Here is a 20,051-nt window from a genome sequence, read left to right as displayed (position 1 = left end):
AGGGTTCAAAAAAGCAATTTTAAGTCCTCTCCTTTGGAGAGGATTTAGGTGAGGTCTGATAAGGTTCAAGCAGGTAGCCGTTGGCTAAAGCAGTAAATGATGCTACCTGTTCCTTCTCCCAGGCAGCATCTTTATTTAGTTCTTTGGCTATCAGGTTAGCCACAACTGGTGCCATATCGATAGCGGCACGGGCATTAAGGAATAATGATCGTACACGGCGTGCCAGGATATCTTCTACATTGCGCGCCATTTCGTGCCTTACACCCCACACCACTTCTGCCTGTATATAAGGCATATCAGGATGCATTTTTTTACCCCATTCCGCGTTTTCATTTACGAGTGCCAGCAAAGCATCTTCATCGCTGCCATATACATATAAATGATCGTTTCGGTTTACATTGAGTTTACTGCCATGTATCGACAGGTCTTTGGTAACACTTGGTTTGGGATCCAGTTTACCTACCTCAATAGCTTTATTAATTGTATCTTCTCCCATCCTGCGGTAAGTTGTCCATTTTCCACCGGTGATGGTGATCAGTCCAGAATCGGATACCAGCAGCTTATGACTACGTGAAATTTCCTTTGTTTTGGATGAATCACCTTCCGGAGCTGCCAATGGGCGCAAACCGGCAAATACGCTGAGCACATCCTTACGGGTTGGCGCTTTGGTCAGGTATTTTTCGGCGGTGCGTATAATAAAGTCAATCTCTTCTTCCAATGCCCGAGGTTCAAGGCTATGTTCATTAAGCGGGGTATCCGTAGTACCTACTACCAGTTTATCGTGCCACGGAACGGCAAATAGCACCCGACCGTCCTCTGTTTTGGGGATCATGATGGCATCCTCACCCGGCATAAACGACCGGTCGAGTACCAGGTGTACCCCCTGACTTGGTCTAACTAAGGGCTTTTTGCCAGGTTTATCCATCTGCAGCAGATCATCAACAAATACACCTGTAGCGTTAATAACCGTTTTACATTTTATGGTATAGGTTTGGTCGCTTTCCATGTCGGTGGTAATTACACCGGCAATTTTCTGTTGATCGTTTTTAATCAAGCTAACCACGCGAAAGTAATTCAGTACAGTCGCACCTTGCTCAAGTGAGGTTTGCGCAAGGTTAATTGCAAGCCGCGAATCGTCAAACTGCCCATCATGATATACAACTCCACCCCATAAACCCTTTTGATTAATAGTAGGTAGCTTACTGATCACCTCTTTTTTGGAGATATGTTTTGCGCGGCCAAAACCAAGCTTGCCAGCTAACAGATCATAAAGGGTTAGGCCAATAGTATAAAAAGCGCCACCCCACCATTCATAGTTCGGAATAACAAATGATTCGTTTTTTACCAGGTGAGGTGCATTTTTAAGCAACAGACCGCGTTCATGCAAAGCTTCACGCACCAGGCCAATATCACCCTGGGCAAGATAACGCACACCACCGTGTACCAGTTTAGTGCTCCGGCTTGATGTACCTTTTGCAAAATCAGCCTGTTCTAATAGCAGGGTTTTATAGCCCCTGGAGGCAGCATCAACCGCGGCGCCTAAACCGGTGGCGCCACCACCTACTATAACCACATCCCAAATTTTATTAGGATCGGCTATGGATTCTACAATATCGCTTCTGTTAGTTGCAACCATGATCTTTATATTGTTATATTTTATCAATCAGTTTCGATTCACATATCAAAATTATAAATAATAACAATTAGAAACAAAACAAAACTAACTAATAATTAATTTTTCACAAAAAGAGAACAAAAACCCTATTTACAAATGAATAATTCATCAAAATCATACAAATTGAAACACAATTGAAATAAAACGAAATCAAATAAAGCAGCACAATACAAGCAATAAAGAGTAGTTAACACCAAATCTTGAAAAAGAATGACCATATAACGGGCAAATTGTTATAGTTTTATATATGGAGCTCCAGCAACATCAAAAATTGATAGATCTGCTTTCTGGACTGATTTTCATTGACAACAATGACAAGGACATTATTGTTAAAAATTTTGAGCCTGTGAGCTATCAAAAACGATCTGTACTTGTCAAGCACCAAGGATTCGCCCGGTATATGTACTTTATAAATTCAGGATACCTAAGGACTTACTACTACACAGATGGTCAGGAGATAACCAATCAGATCAATTGCCCCCTGGGTTTTATGACAGCATTTGGCAGCTATATCTCAGGCGCGCCCTCGCACGAGCAACTGGAATGCATAACAGATTGTGATTTGCTGCGAATAAAAAAAGAAAAGCTGGAGTCACTATTCCAGCTTCATCCAAAATGGGCCGATGCGGGCCGCATCATCAATGAGCACGTGGCATTCTACAATTCACAGCGCACCCAGGATCTTGTTAGTAAAACCGCCGAAGAAAGATATTTGCAACTCATGAAACAGCATCCGGATTTTATCCACAATATCCCCTTACAATATATTGCATCTTTTATAGGCGTAAAACCAGAATCGCTTAGTCGCATACGCAGATCTGTAGCTGGTCAACTGATTTGATCACTTTTTTAATTTCCTAACATAGGTTAAGCAATCTCCTATTTTAATGATATACTATTGCAGCTGTAAAAAGCGAATAATATGAAATCATTAAAAAATAAAACAGTACTAATAACAGGAGCCTCTTCTGGGATTGGCGAAGCCTTTGCCCGACAGTTCGGACAAATGGGCCTTAATCTTATTTTAACTGCCCGATCAGGCGATAAACTGGCTAAAATTGCAGCTGAGATCAGAAAAGAGCATGCTGTCGATGTAAAGATCATCACTGCCGATCTTACCCTCCCTTCTGCCGCCGATGAGATCGCGCATGAAATCTGGGATGACAAGCTCCATGTAGACATTTTGGTAAATAATGCAGGATTTGGCAAGTGGGCTAATTTTCTTGATGAAGAAAAACAAACCTATACCGAAATGATTGCCTTAAACATAGATGCCACAATAAAGCTATCCCATCTTTTTTTACCACAGATGCTTACAAACAAAAGTGGCGGCATTATCAACATAGGCTCAACCGGATCATTTCAACCTACGCCCTTTATTGCCGTTTATTGTGCCACAAAAGCCTTTGTACTTAGTTTCTCGGAGGCTTTGTTTGGCGAATACAAAGATAAAGGCATCACCATTACTGCCGTATGCCCGGGAAACACTAAAACTCTTTTTTCTGAAGTTGCGAATGCCCAAACAGAGGGCCAATCCTATGCAACGCCGCAACAAGTGGCTAAAGAAGGCATTGCAGCCTTCATGAAGGGAAAAAATTATACTGTAACAGGCGGCTTCAATAATTATATACAATCTCTATCTTCACGGTTCCTGCCCCGCCGAACCATTATAGGTATTGTTGCCAATATGTTTAAAAACAAGGTTAAAAGCTATTCTTTAACATAATTGTCAACATCAATAAAACAAAGTGGCGCCTTATAAGGGCCACTTTGTTTTTATAAGATAACCAGCATTTGGATGCTGCTTTAATTAAAAATTAGCTTTGTTTACATCCCACCATACTCTTGTGCCACCATTATCCGGGCCTCCAAGCAATGTAACGGCCTTTTGCACTTCAGCTCCATTGGTTGTATATTCATTTTGAGGATATGCCAGCCTACGGATCTGGATTTGAGTATCAATCGTTCCGCTACTATTATTATTTACAACCGTAAACAATTTAGGGTAACCGGTACGGCGAAACTCAGTCCATGCCTCCTGACCTTCCGGGAACATAGCCAGCCATTTCTGGGTAATGATCCGCTCCAGTTTTTGTTCGTTAGTAGCCCCCGCGTTCCAGGCAACTGTAATCGTTGAAACCGCGGTTGCATTATTAGCAGCATTCAAAGGATCTACATAATCCTTAGGCTTACTAACCGCATCACTAACATAACTACCACCTGAAACTCCCCATTGAGCTAAGGATGTATTTATACCGGTTTCGTAATTGGTTTTTACGTCACCCGCACCCGGCCAGTTGCGCAACGCTGCTTCTGCTTTCAGAAACCAGACTTCGGCAGCGGTCATCATCATCATAGGCGATCCCGATGCCACAATAGTGTTTGGATTTAAAACAGAGAAGCCGTTGTAACCAGGCTTTGCGGTAACTGCCGAACCTATACGGATACCTTTATACTGACCGGCAAAATGCGTATCAGTAGCAGGCGACAGGTATTTAGGCAAACGCGGATCCTTATATCCTACCATATATGATTCCAAAGAAGCTCCTGCTGCTATATCAGTCCAGCTGGTAGTAATGGTAAAAAGTGGATTATGGTATCCTGAGCCAGAAATGCCGGCATTGTCATCATTAGTTGTAAGCAAACCACCAGGAGCCGTCAAAGCTTTTTGAGCTTGTGCCTGAGCGGTTGTCTGATCTATTTTGGTAAGGTGCATAGCCAGGCGTAACCGTAACGAGTTAGCAAATTTAAGCCATTTGGTATAGTCGCCACCGTAAACCCTATCATACGTTGCAAAAGGCGTCTTACCAGGGTTAGCTGCAATAAATGTGTTTAAATTAGCAGCGGCTGTATCCAGTTCCAAAAAGAACCGGTTATAAACGGCTTGCTGACTATCATAAGGCGTATTCAATATAACGGTACCAGCTTTACTGTACGCAATCGGTCCATATTTGTCGGTTACACGATCCATTATCTCTACCTTTAATATCAAGGCAACAGCCCAAAAATCAGGGAGATTAGTTTTAGCACCGGTTTTGGCAATACCATTAACAGCAAATAAGGATGTTGTGTAAGAGTCAATAAAAATTTGCTGGTTCCATCCATCAACCAAACTATAGTTCAGGTTGTTAATGTTTCCCCTGAATGGGTTTGGAGACATCATATAGCCCGAATAACAATCGGCATTCAGATTCTGATCAAGTTGATAACCTCCTTCTTCATTAAAAACTGAATATTGTAAACCAGGAAATACCAAACCAACTGGATAGTCCTTAACACCTGTATTATCTGTATTAAATTTTTCGAAGTTCTTTTTACAACTGGTAAAAGTAAATATTACCATTGCAAGCAGCCCGGCCATCCCGTAGTTAAAGCCTGAGCGTACAATTAATTTATAATGTGTTTTCATTACTTTCATTTTTAAAAGTGAATATTTTATAAAGTAACATTCAGGTTAAAACCAATATTACGTGTTGCCGGCTGGTTAAAGGTATCTACGCCAGAAAGGCTGTTGCCTGTTGACATGGTAACCTCCGGATCATAAGGAGCTTTCTTGTGGAAATACAATAAATTCCTTCCGGTTAACGAAAGTCTCAGGCTTTTAAACACACTACCGGTAAGTGGCAGCGTATACCCTACTGAGGCCTCACGCAAACGTACCACTGTGGCACTGTATATATACTGGCTTGAGATACCATCACGACCACCGATAGTGGTATACCATAATTTAGGATCAACACTGCTAACTGCTTTGCCAGTTGGATCAACACCATTAATTTGCACACTACCTGCATTACGTGCATCACCGGTTACTTGTGAAACACCATACTTATCCATTACGGCCTGTGTTAATGACAGTACCTGTCCGCCAAATTTGCCGTCAACCAGGAAGCTTACGGTGAATTTTTTGTAATTGAATGTGTTATTCCAGCCTAATTGGAACTTAGGATTAGGATTACCGATATAATTAAAACCATCTTCAGTTATTGGCTTTCCATCGGTACCAACCATAATACGGCCCTGTGCATCATGTTTTAAAGTAACACCATAAATATCACCGTATGAACCACCTTTAGCCAGTACAGATTCATAAGAGTTATTTGAGCTTGTTGTTAAAATAAACTGATCGATACCATCTTTTGAATCAACATCTATCACTTTATTATTAAAGGTAGATCCGTTGAAAGCAGTATTCCAGGTGAAAGAGCTGTTTTTAATTACATCATAAGCCACCATAAACTCAATACCTGAGTTTTGAACATTCCCGGCATTAACAAACCCTTGAGAGTAAGTGGTCACAAAAGAAGGCGTGATCCGGAAGAACTGGTTTCTTGTATTGGATTTGTAGTAAGTAAAATTAACCGTTAAAGCATCATCAAAAAAGCGAGAATCAAAGCCCAACTCAAATGATTTGGTTCTTTCAGGTTTCAACTGTGGGAAAGGAGCCACAGAGTTTAAAACTACGCCTCCAGGGATAATATGCGTTAACGGATTAGTTACATACGATGGTACTGTATTACCAACTTCTGCATAAGTTCCCCTGATCTTGGCATAAGAAATAGCTTTGGGTAATTCAAACATCTGGTTTAAGATGAATGACAAACCTGCCGAAGGATAAAAATAGGAGCTATTAGGTGTAAATGCCAGATTTGACGACCAATCATTCCTGCCTGTCAGGGTTAAAAATGCCCAGTTTTTGTATGATAAGTTAGCATTGGCAAATAACGATTGTATTTGATTATGATTTGCCTGAAGCGAATTAACCGGAGGCGCGCCATCAGCCGAAACCAAATTTTCAGGCAAGAATACGTTAGGTATTAAAAGCCCCGGATCATTATAAGTATTCAGCGAATTAGGGCCTATAATGGTACCAGCTGTTTTTGAATCGGTTATACTTGCACCGAGAACCCCATCAACTTTAAAATCAGATTTGCCAGGTACTGTGAAAGTTAGTAACGCGTCACCATATTTTTGCTCGGTGGTTTGATTAGTTAACAGTAACTGACCATTTGCTTTGGCATAAACAGGGTTGGTGCCTGCATACAGATCCTGCTCGTAAACATCGTTAAAACGATCAAGATTTCCCCTAACTTGTAGACTCAACCATTTGGTAAAATCATATTTAACGCTACCGTTTATCAGCACGCGGTTACGCTGAGCAGTGTTCGGATCGCGCTGGGTTGTCCACCATGGGTTTTGTTGAATATCTTCGTTAAAAGGCCAATTCTGTGTTGGAGCACCATTTCCAGTAATAGGCACCGGTGGTAATTCAAATTGATTTTTATATGGAAGAATATCCCGTCCGCGGGGGAATAGGTATAAGCCGGTTAAAGGATTTAAATACAAACCCAGACCCGGTGAGTTATTTATTTTCTGATCAACATAGGTGATATTTCCATCAACCGTTAATTTATCATTTAAAAAATGACCGGTTTCGCGAAAGTTAAGGTTGTTACGAACCAGCTTGTTACCAGGCTCAACACCTCTGGCAGTAGTATTGGCGTAAGAAAAATATGTTTGCGCAATTTCAGAGCCACCAGAAAGATTGATAGAATTGGTAAAATTGGTACCAGTTTGGTAAAACTCTGAAAGATTATCATGCCCGCTGGATATTTTGGCACCCCAACTGTCTGCACCACCGGGAGTTTGCCCATATGAGTTTTGAAACTCTGGTTTATAGGCGATATGATCCATTGTTGCAGATGAGGTAAAACTAATGGAGGTTTTTCCGGCTTTACCTTTTTTGGTCGTGATCAGGATAACACCGTTTTGTGCCTGGCTACCATATAATGCTGATGCGGAAGCACCTTTTAATATAGTAACACTTTCTATATCATCGGGATTCAGGTTTGATATACCATCGCCACCATCCTGGTTAGTAGATGCTGCAGACGCCATCCCCCCTTGCCCAACGCTGGTTCCGAATGTATTATTGGGTTGTCCGTTTGAGTTGGAACCGTTGGAAATAGGTATACCATCAATTACGTATAAAGGCTGGTTATTACCTGCTGCCGATTTATTACCTCTTAAAATAACCTTAGCCGAACCGCCCACGCCCGACGCGCTTGGCGAGATCGTAACACCCGAAATTTTACCATTCAGGGAGTTCATCAGGTTATCGCTTTTTACACGGGTAAGCTCACCACCACCTATTTGCTGCGAAGCGTATGTAATTGATTTTTCGGATTTTTTAATACCTAAAGCGGTAACCACAACTTCGCCCAGTGTTTTAGAATCCTCAGAAAGCACGATATTAAGGGCTACCGCCGGACCTACTACGGTTACTTCTTTTTTTGCATATCCTATGTAGCTAACAACCAACACCTCGCCGGCGCTGGCTTGTACGGTAAATGCACCATTTGCATCGGTCTGTGTTCCCCGACTGGTTCCTTTTACCTGTATATTAACGCCAATAAGCGGTTGGCCGCTGGCGTCTTTCACGGTTCCTTTAATGGCGTCAATCGCATTTAAGGTTTTCGTGGTATTGTTTTTTTTAATGTGCAGATTATCTGCTACCCTAAAGCCTGCCATTGTGCGGGCGTTGACTCCAATAGCCAAACAGGGCATTATTAATGCGAGTAATGTTTTTTTCATGATTAAGCGGTTATAGTAATTTTGAAATTTTTGTTTGTGTTTTCTTAGCGTGTTTTATCCATAGGCTGTTGATTAAAGTGTGTAGTTAAAATATCATCGTCTAAATATTCCATGACCAGGGCTGCGGCACCTAAAAGTTCGGCGTCAAAACCCAATGATGAAATGAGCAGTTCTGTTTTTGCCGCTAATCGCGGGATACAGTATTTGTTTAATGCCTGCTGTATAGGAGCCAGCATTATTTTAGCGGCTTTTGTACCCCGACCGCTTAAAACTATAGCGCGCGGGTTCATAATATGAATCAGTATGGCCAGGGCTTTACCTATTTTATAGCCCGCATCTGAAAGCAGATCTATCACATATTGATCACCAATATCTATTGCATCAAAAATGGCTTTCGCGATCACTTCCAATGGCTCATTAATAAATGATTTTAATGATGATAGTTTGCCCTGCTTGATGCCTTCTATTGCTCTTTTAGTTACAACCAGCATTGATGCTTCGGCTTCCAGGCAACCTTGTTTACCACAAAGGCATAGGGTACCGTCCTCAGATAAAGGGATGTGACTAAATTCACCAGCAAAACCATCACTTCCTCTAAAAATCTCACCGTTAACTATCATCCCCAGCCCGATGCCCCAACCCAGGTTAATAACCATGGCCTGGTCCTTTGATCGGGCCGCGCCAAATTTTTGCTCGGCCAGTGCAATTAAACTCGAATCGTTATCAATATATACTGGTAGTCCGGTAGCGCGTTGAATATACTCTGTTAGTTTTTCGCCCCCTGTATCCAGGTAGGAGTAATTCATGCCATCAGAAACACTAACAAAACCCGGCATACCAATTCCAATTCCAAGTATCCTGGTCTTGTCTATCCCACTATTGATGATACAATGGTTAATATGATCTATCAGTTGCGGCAAAGCCTCTGGATTAGCATTTAGCGACAATGCTATCATTTCAACTTCCGTTATCGGCTCGTTATGCAGGTCCATAATTAACATTCGGGTCGAGAACTGATCCATCGCTATAGCCATGATGTACATAGCATCTGGTTTTACCGAATACATCAGGGGCCTTCTCCCCCCACTCGATGCAGCATAACCAATCTCGGCTACGAAGCCTTCTTTGATCAACTGGTTTATTATTTTATTTATTACAGGAATACTTTTGTTATAAATCGCGCTTAATTCACTATATAGAAGCGATTTTTTAAAATACAATTGCTTTAAGATATCACTCTTTAATTGGGCACTTTTAATTTGCTTATGCCTACCTTCCATAAATAATTGCTTATTATTCAAACATAATTAATTAATTCTGATTTTTTAAGCAAACTTTTTTATTTTTTTTAATAAGTATCCAAACAAATAGAATAATTTACAAATTTGACTGATACAAATAATATTATCTAATAAAAATCACAACAATTATTAGCGGCAATTATAATACCTGCAATAATTAAGCGTATTTAGCAAAAAGGTAAGCTATATATTCATCTTATGTAGGAAGGTCTAACTAAATAGAGGCAAAGCTTTATTGGTATAACAGAAATCCAGACCTAATATATCATTCACATTTTACTACATTTATATCCTATAAATCATAAACCTATGGATCTTATTATCAAAGTACTTATTGGCCTGGTAGCCCTTATACACTGCTATATCTTATGGCTGGAAATGTTCGCCTGGACAACCCGTGGACCTAAAGCCTTTAACAAACCACTGGAGGAACTGGAAAAGAGTAAGGTTTTAGCTGCAAACCAGGGTTTATATAATGGTTTTTTAGCAGCCGGTTTGATCTGGACATTTTTTATCAGCGATGCTCAGTGGCATACCAATGTTGCCTTGTTTTTCCTGATCTGTGTAGCCGTAGCGGGAATTTACGGAGCGCTTACCGTGACCAAAAAGATTTTCTTTATTCAGGCGGTACCGGCGTTGCTGGCTATCATTCTTATTTTGATCAGGTAAGAAAAAACTTTTTAAACCTTTAATTTTAACACTTTTTTAGTCAAAACCGGGGCAAAAAGGCTTGTTTTTTATCCATTTAACACTTTTTTAACGCCATTTTAACACTTTTTAACAAATTTTTGGTGGGTTTTGAAAGGTTTAAAAAGTATTAATTTATTGATTATCAAATAACTAAGTGAAAAACAACCTATTTTTGATCTTATTTTCCCTTTAACCAAACAGCCCGGGTCTCTAAAAAAAGAGATCCGGGCTGGTGTTAATATAAATATACGAAAAATCAGGGAGATTCGAAAATTTCTATACCATGTCTTTGCGAGGTACGAAGCAATCTCATCACGTTCTAATCAATAGGAATAGCTACGAGATTGCCACGCTACGCTCGCAATGACATACTTTTTATATTTTGTCTTTGCTCCTTACTCTTTTCGTCCTTACTCCTTATTCCAAAAATCCTTGCTCCAACAAAACCCCTCCCTACCTAATCTGCACCCAGGTATAACTTTCGGGTTTTAGGGTGAAAGCGCAGGTTATTTTATAGTCACGGCTTAGCGTGTATTTTTTCGCGGGGCCTTCCTGTTCCTGAACCGTAGCCGTGCTGGTTAGCCCGGTATAGTACAGCGGAATGCTGATAGTACGGGTGATGGTTTGCTTGAGCGGGTTATACAGCATCAGCATGCCTTTGGTTTGCAGGTTGGGGTTTACGTGCAATATCCCGTCCCAATCCCGGCCATCGGCCCGGCGCAGGTGAATGATCTGCGAGTTGAGGATATCGCGGTATTTTTTGTACCAATTGATCACTTTGATAACGGTTTGCTTAGTGGTTTCGGTATCATACAATCGAGGGCCGCGGTAACAGGCTTGTACCCCTGCCCCATAATACTGGGCCATCAATTGCTCGTAATCTTTTAAATGATCTTTTAGGGGTTCCAGCACCGCCTCGGGTCCGCCGCCCTGGTATTTGGTGAGCGGTACAAATCCCCAGCTCATGGAGGCTGTCTTTTCCCAGGTACCATCAAAAATATTCTGCCGGTTCAGGATCATCTGCTCTTCGCGCGAGAGCGAGAAATTTACCTCGCGATAACCTATCGCTATTTTATTGGTACCATCTAAAAAATACCAATCGGGGGCATTGATATATACCCCCTTTTCATGCAGGGAATGATACAGATCCTTTTGGATCTCCATTTGCCGCCATTGCGAATCGTCCAGACCTTTATGCCCCGGATGCGTTGTCGACGCGCATACGTCGCCGGGATAAGGGCCGTCATTTTCCCAGATATCAAAATCTGTTTGCGCATAAAAGGTTTTGATCTTGTCGCGATAAGCCAGTCCCCATTTACTGCCAAAACATGGCGCGTTGCCAAAGAAAGCCCCGCCGGGTTTGCCTGTTTTAGGGTTGATCACATCATCCTCATCACTTATCCTGCGCGAACTAAACAGGGAATATCCACCTATAAAGATCCCCTTGCTATGCGCATAAGCAGCCAGCTGTTTCCATCTTTTGATATTTACTACAGAAGTATCCTCCATATTGCAATGGCTGCCGAAACTCAATATCAGGGCTTCATAGCCTGTTGCCGCGCATTGATCAATCGCCGTGTGTACCTCCTCATCATTGCGGCTCACCAGGTGCATAAATATGGGGTTGGCGGTTGTCCAGGGCGCTATGGTGTTGTACATGGTGCGGATAGCCAGTCCCCGGCGTTCCCGGTCGTAACTATCCATCAGTAACTCGTTGGTGCGTACAGAGTTTAAAGTTTCTCCTTTTTGCAGGTCAATACCGGGCGCTTTATCCGGGTAGATCTCCAGCAGGCATGGGGTCTGATAATCATAATTTACCTGCGAGGTATAGGTGGAATCGGCCTTCCAGTGTGTGGTTTGGTCGCTCAGGTCGTACCGCATGGCATTGTTAAAGGCATAGTTTGTCTCCAAATATATCCCCTGCGGTTTGGCCATATTGGCGGGAGTACCTACCACGGCGCTCTGCTCCTCCACCATACCCAACACCTCGCTAACCACCCTATTAATCTTAAATGATTGGTCGCCCTTATTATTGATGCGGAGCGATTTAACAATCAGCGGTAAGCCATCATACAGTTCATAGGTAACCGTAACCTCCAAGCCCGCTAACTCAGGCGCACCAGGCTGATAGTAAAAAGCGATCTGCTGACCAGCGGGCTGATGATGATTGCTTGCCCAGAATTTACTTTTCCAGTTAAGCTGGGGAGCCAACGCTTTGATCTCAAATCGCTTTAATTGAAAATCGTTTTTACCGGCGCTGAAATTATCGATCCATTCGGGCAAAAGATAGGCGTTCTCCTTTTGACCTATCAATCCACCTACATTATAACTTTTACCGTTAATGGTTAAACGGGCCTCGGGTTTAACTGATCGTAATAGCTGCTGCCCGTTAACCAGGTTGGTATAATCGGTACAAACCAAATTGGGATTCAGCCTGAAGGTTCTTTTAACCAAACCATTATTCAGGGTGATCTCTTTACCAGAGGGGGCAGCTTTGATCACCGCTTTATAAGCGGTTGGGTTAAGCAGCCAGTCGGCCTGCGGTTTAGTTTGAGCGTTAACAGTGAAACACGACCATATCAGCATCAGGAACATCATGATCACGACGAATGCGTATTTCAAATGGTTATTGGAGTTTCTTATCATCATTAAGGGATTATTTATCATTCGCTATCTCCTGGTCAGATAGGGCTTTGTTCCAGATCTGCAGTTCATCTATTTTACCATGGAAGCCGCCTATCTCCCGCAAGGGAAAAAACAGGGTTTCTACCTTGCGCACCTTTGTTTTTTCCTTATCGCTGAACTGGATCCAATCATCGTACAGTTTCTTTTGTAAAGTACCATTGATGTACAGACTGGTGCCTTTATTAGTACCCAAGATCACTACGTGTGTCCAAACGTTTTCTGGAACGGCGTAGTCAAAATCGAAGTTGTAACCATCCCTGGAGAAGCCTAGTTTACCGCTGTTTCCCTGTTTTAATTTCACTACCGAATTGGGGCCCTTGAACAGTACCACATCCTCCGAAGTATTCTCGGCCGGATTGATCCAAAAGGAAACAGTATAATCATAACCGATCTCGGGATAAGGCAATACGGCTAAACTATTTTCGCCCGAAAATACCAGGGCCTGTCCTTTTATACCCTCGGCATAGGTAACCCCATGAAGCTGTACCCGGCGGTCGGTTTTATCAAAAGTAAAACGGGTAACAAAAGGTGTATTGGTTTTGCTTATCCTGCCCCTGATATTTACAGACGGCCCCTCGCCAGCCTGGTTACAGGCTGTGGCAAAATTGGAATAATCAACCTCTGTGTGGTTTCCATCCCACATTTTTTGTGATAAAACCAGCATAGCCGGAAATACGCGATCATGCACGTCTTTTTCGCTGATACCATTGCCCACAATATCGTTCCATGCGGCAAAAGAGCCACCAATGATGGTCGGGTCGCCAGCCGGGAAGCGTACATCGCCGATCATGGATGGTGTCCAGTTTTCGTAAATGTTTTTATAATCCAGGTAATCGTAATAGTAACCGGCGGCGGGCACAATATATAGCCAGCCATCGGGTGTGCTGATCTGGTTATAACCCAGCTTTTTCATGTCGACAGGATTGGCATAACCATTATACCAGGTATTCATGGTGACGTTTTTAACGGTAACCGGTGTGGTGCCCGCAGCATGGGTCAGTGCCCCCCAAACCCTTACATCTTTCCCAAAGCCCTGTACATATTTGATAAAATGATCGGTAAAAGCACGGAAAGCTTCCGCATCTTTCTTAGCGTATTCATCGGTACCAATATGAACCTCTTTGCCTGTAAATACGGGATGATCACCACCCAGATACTCTTTCAGTATATTTTCGATGACGGTATAGGTAAGCGGGTTATGCAGATCAAGATGATCCATGCCGTATTGTTTACTGCCGATCCCGGGAACTACCTTGGTGAAAGCCAGTGCATGCGCGGGCACATCAATTTCGGGAATGATGCGTACGGCGTAATCATCAGCTAATTGCTGCAATTCAATAAATTCCTTTTTGGTATACGAGCCATCCTTGGCGGTAAGACCGGGATAGGTGGCATTTTCTAACCGGAAAGCCGAATAGGTGCTGTCCCAGCTATTGCCAAAATATTTTTTAAAGCCATTATCATTCAAATGGATCTGAAAATCGTTCATTTTATAGTAGGACATCAGTTTCACATAATCCCTCAAAAACTGGAGGCTAAAAAACTTACGACCATCATCCAACACAAAACCCCGCACTTTAAATTCGGGATAATCGCGGGCTATACCTTTGGAGATGTGTGTTTGATGCTCCAACAATTGTAATAAGGTGCGCGTGCCCCAAAATAAACCCTGGTATTGAAGCGCGCTGATGGTGATATGATCGCTCACTCTGAAATAATAACCCTCTTCGCCAATGCTTTTATCCGGCTCCTGCAGGGTTAAAAAAATATCTCCCTTTTCAGGCCGGCCGGTCACGATGGCTAAATTAAACCCGGTTTGTTGTTTGATCTCTTTTTTTAAAATAGCGGCTACTTTTTGCAGGGTAGTTCTGTTGGCTGTATTGATCACTATCCGGTCGGAAGACGTCAACGCGTAATTCCCCTGACCGCCATGCCACTCGCGCAAGGCCGGGATAACAAAGGGTTGGGGATTGGTGCCTTTATCAGCAAATTTCCCGGGAACAGTTACCTGTTTGGAAACATCGTATTTGAGCGTGTCTGTCTGGTTGCTGATCAATTGAAAATACAAGTTTACCTTGCTCTCCACCAAAGGGGTAACAATCGCGCCTGTACTATCGATGATGGCTGAACGGTCGCTGCCTTTAAACAGCAAATGATATCCTTCCGGACTTTGTGGCGAAACGATTTTTTTATCGCCGGCTTGTATCGCGCGGACTTCTGGTACCGGCGGGGCTGTTTTATTGTTTGTTTGGGCAAAACCTAGTTCCGAAATAAGCAGGATCGCAGATAATAAAGCCTTAGGAAGATGTGATAGTTTTAGTACGGACATACTGTTGTTTAATGTTTCTGTTGATGATGATCAGGAAAAAATGATATTTAAAGTTTGATCCCTGGAGATAGTGATCTTTTTATTAAAAGATAATAGCAGAGTATTACCCTCTTGCTTCAGGTTTACAGAGATAGGTGCTGTACCCAGTGTTACTGCCACCGAACTGACTTTGCTTCCGGCGATCTTTTCCAGGGCGATTTGCTGTAGTTTTAATTCACCATATTTCAGTTCAACACTATGACTTTGTTTTGATCCGGTTAGCTTTTGAGTATAAGTACCCCACCCTTCAGCCGCCGTGAATGGCGCCTTAAAATGAGTGCTGTTCCATTTTGGGGCGAATTTGATATAAGCTTTGGGACCATGATATTCAAAGCCACAGGCACTGATAAACGTGCCGTAACTGGCCATGGCACGGGCGTAATGGTCGCTGCATTCTATTTCATTAAAAGGGTTTCTTTTGGCAGCATGGTAACGCTCGTGAATAACCCGGGTAAGTATCAGGCTTTCCTCTATCATTCCCTCGGCCATCAGGTGGGCAGCTACCTGGTGTTCAAAACCGCTCATACATTCATGAAAATAGCCCAGTTGCCAGGTGGTGTTTTCGCCGTAAGGCTTGGGCTCATTATGCGGGTTGGTATTCATGATCATCCCGCCTTCGCCGGGCAAGGCATAGGGCCGGCCGCCGGTATGGGTTTTGATGTAAGGTCCCACATCGGTAGTGAAGTTGTATTTCCATAAAGCTTTCAATGCCGATGTCGATTTCTCCTGGCTGATGATCCGCGGCAAGCCTACCTGGAAAGCCCAGCTTTGCCCGTAAACCTGGTCGATATGACAGGTATTGTAGGAGCCTAATTCTTTTCTTCCCTTAATCGCATCAGGGCGATGGATGAAATATTCGCCGTTAAACAGTTCCTTTTCCATGTTTTTGCTGCCATTGGCTACATATTGCCCACAAACGTTTGCAAAGAGCTGGTCGTTCATCTCAATAGCCATAGCATGGGCAGCGCTGGCGGCGGCTATACAGAGGCCAACTATCCAGGCTATCTCCCCTTCCCATACCGCGTCCAACGTATTTTCCATGGGGCTGTCGGTCATGCCATCGCCATTCTTATCCTGGGCCAGCATAAACTGCACAGCCTTTTTGATCCTGGGCCAGTTGCTTTGCAGAAATGCATTATCAGCGCTCATCTGGTGTTCCCGGTAAAAGCGGAGTATGGTTCCGGCCTGCCCGTCGATAGCCGGGTGGGTTTCATCCTCGCCCCTGAAAAGGATGGCCCCGGTATCTTCCTTAAAACCAAGGCCCAGATCTACCCGCTGTCTAAGATCCCTTTCCAGTTCCGGGAAGATCCGGGCAACCGAATGGGCATACTGCCATACGTGTGTACAAGTACCCGGACAGGCACCCACCCCTTCCCAGCTCCAGAAACGGCCATCTGCAAAACGATAAGTATTGGCAGTTGCCAGCGTACCGATATTAACAAACGTGCGTTCCAGGAACCAATGCGGCAAGGTGGAGTTGTTCCAGGTGGTGCTCCATAATTCCGTTGCTTTACTTAGTTTTTCAAAGTTGGTATCCAGGTACTGACTTACTTCATGCGCGTCTTTAAAACGTGCACCATAATGAAAGCCAGCTTCCGCGTCTTTTACTAAATTTTTCAGTTTCGGGTGCGGCTTATTAAAATGCCAACAGATAGAGTAATCAGCAGTAAGCGATTTGCCATGGGCAAGATCCTGTTGGAAGGAAATAGCACCTACCAGTTTTTCGGGTGCATCTGCGCTTGCTGATGCAATAACCGGCGAATCAAAGTGTTGCTCTGTAACGGGCCAGGGTGATGTATTGGCTGTTGCTTTACCCTTGCTATCATGCAAGGTAAAACAGGTGGTACCACTATCCGGTGCTGTTTTTAACGCTTCATTAGTTGTGTCAAAGGTGGAAAACACACTGGTTGATCGAGCCGCAGTCGTTACTTGATTAACACGTTTACCTGTACCCTCTTTCCCGGAAAGCTTATTGGCCCCGTTCTCCATCCAGCCTAGTAACGAAACCTGGATATTGCTGCTGGTGGTATTGTTTACGGTAAGCCTTAAAATAGTAGCAGGCAAGGCGGAGTTTTCGGCGTCCAGGGGAATAAATGGCGAGTATATTTTTAAACTCACAGCTACCGGGAAATCCTTACTCTTGTACTCCACCGTGGCTATAGGGTATGCCGGTTTAAAGATGATCTCCTCCCACTGATCCTCATTTAATTCTTTGATAAACGTTTTCCCATCAACAATTACTTTTACTGCGAAACCCTGCTCCAATACCCGCAGATTATCAGCTATAGCAGGTTCTATATAGGCCGAACCGTCCCTTGCCCGTATGGTTCGTTCCGATGTGCCGTCGTTCCATTTTACGGCTTTGGGTTCAATCCCTTCATGACTGCCTTCAAATGTTTCATTGTAAATTTGCCATAACCAAAGTCTGCCGTCACCACCGGCATAAACAGTTCCGGCATGCAAGCCACCAACGGGCATACCTATATATTTTAGTTCGTTTTTACTTTTATAATATGCCGTTGCCTCGCCACGGTTGTACAGGGACTTTATCCATACGGGATCAATATTTTTACGTTGAGGTATATTATGCAGAGGATAGCCTTGGTCAAATATCCCCCTGCTCCATGCCGGGAACTGTACAGCAGCTAAGCCGGCTGTCAACAGACCTGTCTTTTTAATAAAATCTCTGCGAGGGATGGCTTTCTTTTGCATGTTTCAATAGGTTTTCAGGTTTAAATCGCTTGGATTTAAACCATGGCTTGGCAGTTTCTAATATCAATATTATCAACAGGATATATGGTTATTAAACAAACGTTTGCGTGATAATAAATCAGGGGTGTAGGAAGTGTGGGTATTATACTCCAGTGGTTTGCTTGCTATTGGGTATGTAAATTGGTCTTAGCCCTTTCTTCTTTCTTCCAGTTCTTTATAAAGCTCCATGGCATTGTGAAGGCATGGAGGTACAGGCGCCGGATTTATTTCTGAAAACGTTTCTCCTGGTTTTTTGGAATGATAACGGCTTCTTTCGTCCATATCCGCCAGATCCTGCCTACTAAGGGGTATATGGGCAAAATCGGCTATCTTCTTAATCATGGGCATTGCCCCCTCGCTATAATTAAGAAGCAGAAAGTGGCCGTCAGTTGCTATGATCTTAAGGTACTGCTGTAAATATTTTTCAAGCAACTTTGCAATGTAATTATCCGGGGCTTGCGGCACTTCTTCCTCCGCAGCAAATCCCAATACTTCGGGTTCGATCAGGCCCGGTACCGACTGTAATCCCGCCATCCTTTTAAGCGAGCTAAACACTTCATTCGGATCACGATACATCAAAATAAAAGGTGTAGTTGGGTAAAGGTGCAGTAGTTGCTCGTAAAAAAACATGTGCCAGCTGTCGGCTTTAATTACTAAATGCTGCTCCCGGCCCGTTCTTTTTTGCCCGTAATACTTAACGGCGGTCATCAATAACCTGGAAGCATCTTTTGAGGTAAAACCGGCATGTTGGTATGGCAATCGAAGCAGATCATCAAAAAATGGAACCTCAGGGAGTACAATATGCTGATCAGACGTGGCCAGCAATTGCGAAACAAGGGTAGAGCCGCAGCGTGAAATATGAAAAATAAAAGCTGTTGGTTCCACAGAATTTAAACCACCTGCCCATTCCTCAAACATACAAAGGTCACTTACCGACGATATAGCGGAATGCGCGCTGTTGAGCCCCTTAATCTTCAAAATGGTTTCATCAAAAAAAGGTTCGGTAAACTGCTTTTCAAAGGTATTTAACCAGTGACATTGCATCTTCCCGTCATGGTTTACCAATTTATATGGGATCCAGTTTTTAAGAGGGAGCTTATCCATACTCATCTAAATAGCAGTACCGTTCAACTGTTGTTCCAGTTCAGCAGCTAATTTATTGGAGGAGGCTGTATTTTGCAGTCGTAATTCTTTGATGATCATTAACAGGTCACTCTCTGTATTTTCTTCCTTAAATGATATCTTATCCGATTCATTGATGATCCGGGCGAGCCAATCATTTACCTTGCAATCAATAACCAGATGAATCCTGTCTGTAGCGCCTTCGTTTGATACCCGGTGCGGCAAATTAGCATTGACATACCAGCATTCGCCCTCCTGCAAGGGGATACGCTCATTTTCAATATAAAACAGTACCTGCTGATTGGTGATGACCGGAAAATGCAACCGGGCCTCTCCTTTTTCAAAAGCCAGCTCGTTATCCCGGTGCTGTTTTATGATCGCGCCTGCCTGCAATTTTAAAAACCGTACTGCCATTACGGGGCAATCCAGGTCCGCAAGGAGCTGTTTTACCGAAGGAAAATGGGGCATCAATGAAGTATCCTGATAACCGGAGTTGGCCATCAGATCAGGGGTAATATTTTTATCACTCCCACCCGGTGACCGCAGGGCCATTGCGGTCCAGGATCCTTCGTAATAAAAAGTATTGAAATGCTCCTGCCATTCGTGGCCGAACTGTGCTATTTCGGCCTGCATGGCCTTGGTATCAAAGGGCAAAGACAAACGGGCATAACGGATAATCATGATAACAGGTTGATTAGGTTTTCCTTTTAAACGAAGTACGTTATACGAAGTTGCAAAATTTTGCGGACAAGCTTTTTTTATTTTTTTCATATCTTTGCCTCAACAAAAAACCATATTCCCTCCATGTAATAAATAATTTCTTTCAGGAAAATAAACGAAGCCACTATAGGAGGCTTTTGTAATT

At 43.1% G+C, this 20,051-nt stretch carries 12 protein-coding genes; 3 read left to right on the top strand and 9 right to left on the bottom strand.

Features of this window, described 5'->3' with window-relative positions:
• Positions 1–19 precede the first annotated feature (19 nt).
• The gene (locus AC57BQ_RS03975) at positions 20–1,636 is read right to left on the bottom strand and encodes a glycerol-3-phosphate dehydrogenase/oxidase (RefSeq protein WP_496405031.1); all 1,617 of its coding nucleotides are present in this window, start codon (positions 1,634–1,636) and stop codon (positions 20–22) included.
• 286 nt (positions 1,637–1,922) lie between these two features.
• On the opposite strand from AC57BQ_RS03975, the gene AC57BQ_RS03970 reads away from it, so the two are divergent.
• Together AC57BQ_RS03970 and AC57BQ_RS03965 are read left to right on the top strand one after the other, a co-directional pair.
• Positions 1,923–2,516: a Crp/Fnr family transcriptional regulator gene (locus AC57BQ_RS03970; RefSeq protein ID WP_496405030.1), complete on the top strand. Its 594-nt coding sequence runs from the start codon at positions 1,923–1,925 to the stop codon at positions 2,514–2,516.
• Positions 2,517–2,597: 81 nt separating this feature from the next.
• The gene (locus AC57BQ_RS03965) at positions 2,598–3,401 is read left to right on the top strand and encodes an SDR family NAD(P)-dependent oxidoreductase (RefSeq protein WP_496405029.1); all 804 of its coding nucleotides are present in this window, start codon (positions 2,598–2,600) and stop codon (positions 3,399–3,401) included.
• Between the two features lie 84 nt (positions 3,402–3,485).
• Here AC57BQ_RS03965 and AC57BQ_RS03960 read toward each other — a convergent pair whose 3' ends face one another.
• From AC57BQ_RS03960 to AC57BQ_RS03950, 3 genes are read right to left on the bottom strand one after another with little or no spacing between them, the layout of a single operon-like run.
• The gene (locus AC57BQ_RS03960; protein WP_496405028.1) at positions 3,486–5,084 is read right to left on the bottom strand and encodes a SusD/RagB family nutrient-binding outer membrane lipoprotein; all 1,599 of its coding nucleotides are present in this window, start codon (positions 5,082–5,084) and stop codon (positions 3,486–3,488) included.
• 26 nt (positions 5,085–5,110) lie between these two features.
• A complete protein-coding gene (locus tag AC57BQ_RS03955) occupies positions 5,111–8,269 on the bottom strand; it encodes a SusC/RagA family TonB-linked outer membrane protein (protein ID WP_496405027.1) in 3,159 nt (1,052 codons plus the stop codon).
• A gap of 44 nt (positions 8,270–8,313) precedes the next feature.
• Positions 8,314–9,402, bottom strand: coding sequence for an ROK family protein (locus AC57BQ_RS03950; RefSeq protein WP_496405026.1), 1,089 nt, complete (start codon positions 9,400–9,402; stop codon positions 8,314–8,316).
• Between the two features lie 477 nt (positions 9,403–9,879).
• On the opposite strand from AC57BQ_RS03950, the gene AC57BQ_RS03945 reads away from it, so the two are divergent.
• Positions 9,880–10,239: a DUF1304 domain-containing protein gene (locus AC57BQ_RS03945; RefSeq protein WP_090465260.1), complete on the top strand. Its 360-nt coding sequence runs from the start codon at positions 9,880–9,882 to the stop codon at positions 10,237–10,239.
• A 474-nt stretch (positions 10,240–10,713) separates the two neighbouring features.
• Here the strand turns inward: AC57BQ_RS03945 and AC57BQ_RS03940 are convergent, their stop codons facing one another.
• From AC57BQ_RS03940 to AC57BQ_RS03920, 5 genes are all read right to left on the bottom strand, one after another.
• Entirely contained in the window at positions 10,714–12,909 is a 2,196-nt protein-coding gene (locus tag AC57BQ_RS03940; RefSeq protein WP_496405025.1) for an alpha-galactosidase, read from the bottom strand.
• Between the two features lie 7 nt (positions 12,910–12,916).
• Entirely contained in the window at positions 12,917–15,274 is a 2,358-nt protein-coding gene (locus AC57BQ_RS03935; protein ID WP_496405024.1) for a glycoside hydrolase family 20 protein, read from the bottom strand.
• Between the two features lie 30 nt (positions 15,275–15,304).
• Positions 15,305–18,025 carry a GH116 family glycosyl hydrolase gene (locus AC57BQ_RS03930; protein ID WP_496405023.1) on the bottom strand — a complete coding sequence of 907 codons (2,721 nt, stop codon included), beginning with the start codon at positions 18,023–18,025 and terminating at the stop codon, positions 15,305–15,307.
• 186 nt (positions 18,026–18,211) lie between these two features.
• On the bottom strand, positions 18,212–19,168 hold the full coding sequence (locus tag AC57BQ_RS03925) for a sulfotransferase (protein WP_496405022.1): 957 nt from the start codon (positions 19,166–19,168) through the stop codon (positions 18,212–18,214).
• Positions 19,169–19,174: 6 nt separating this feature from the next.
• The gene (locus tag AC57BQ_RS03920; RefSeq protein ID WP_496405021.1) at positions 19,175–19,957 is read right to left on the bottom strand and encodes an aspartyl/asparaginyl beta-hydroxylase domain-containing protein; all 783 of its coding nucleotides are present in this window, start codon (positions 19,955–19,957) and stop codon (positions 19,175–19,177) included.
• Positions 19,958–20,051: the final 94 nt, after the last annotated feature.

Source organism: Mucilaginibacter sp. BGA-UO-ETr-C110, assembly GCF_059567985.1.
The sequence above is the reverse complement of the archived record's forward strand: the minus strand, read 5'-3'. Positions and strand labels throughout refer to the sequence as shown.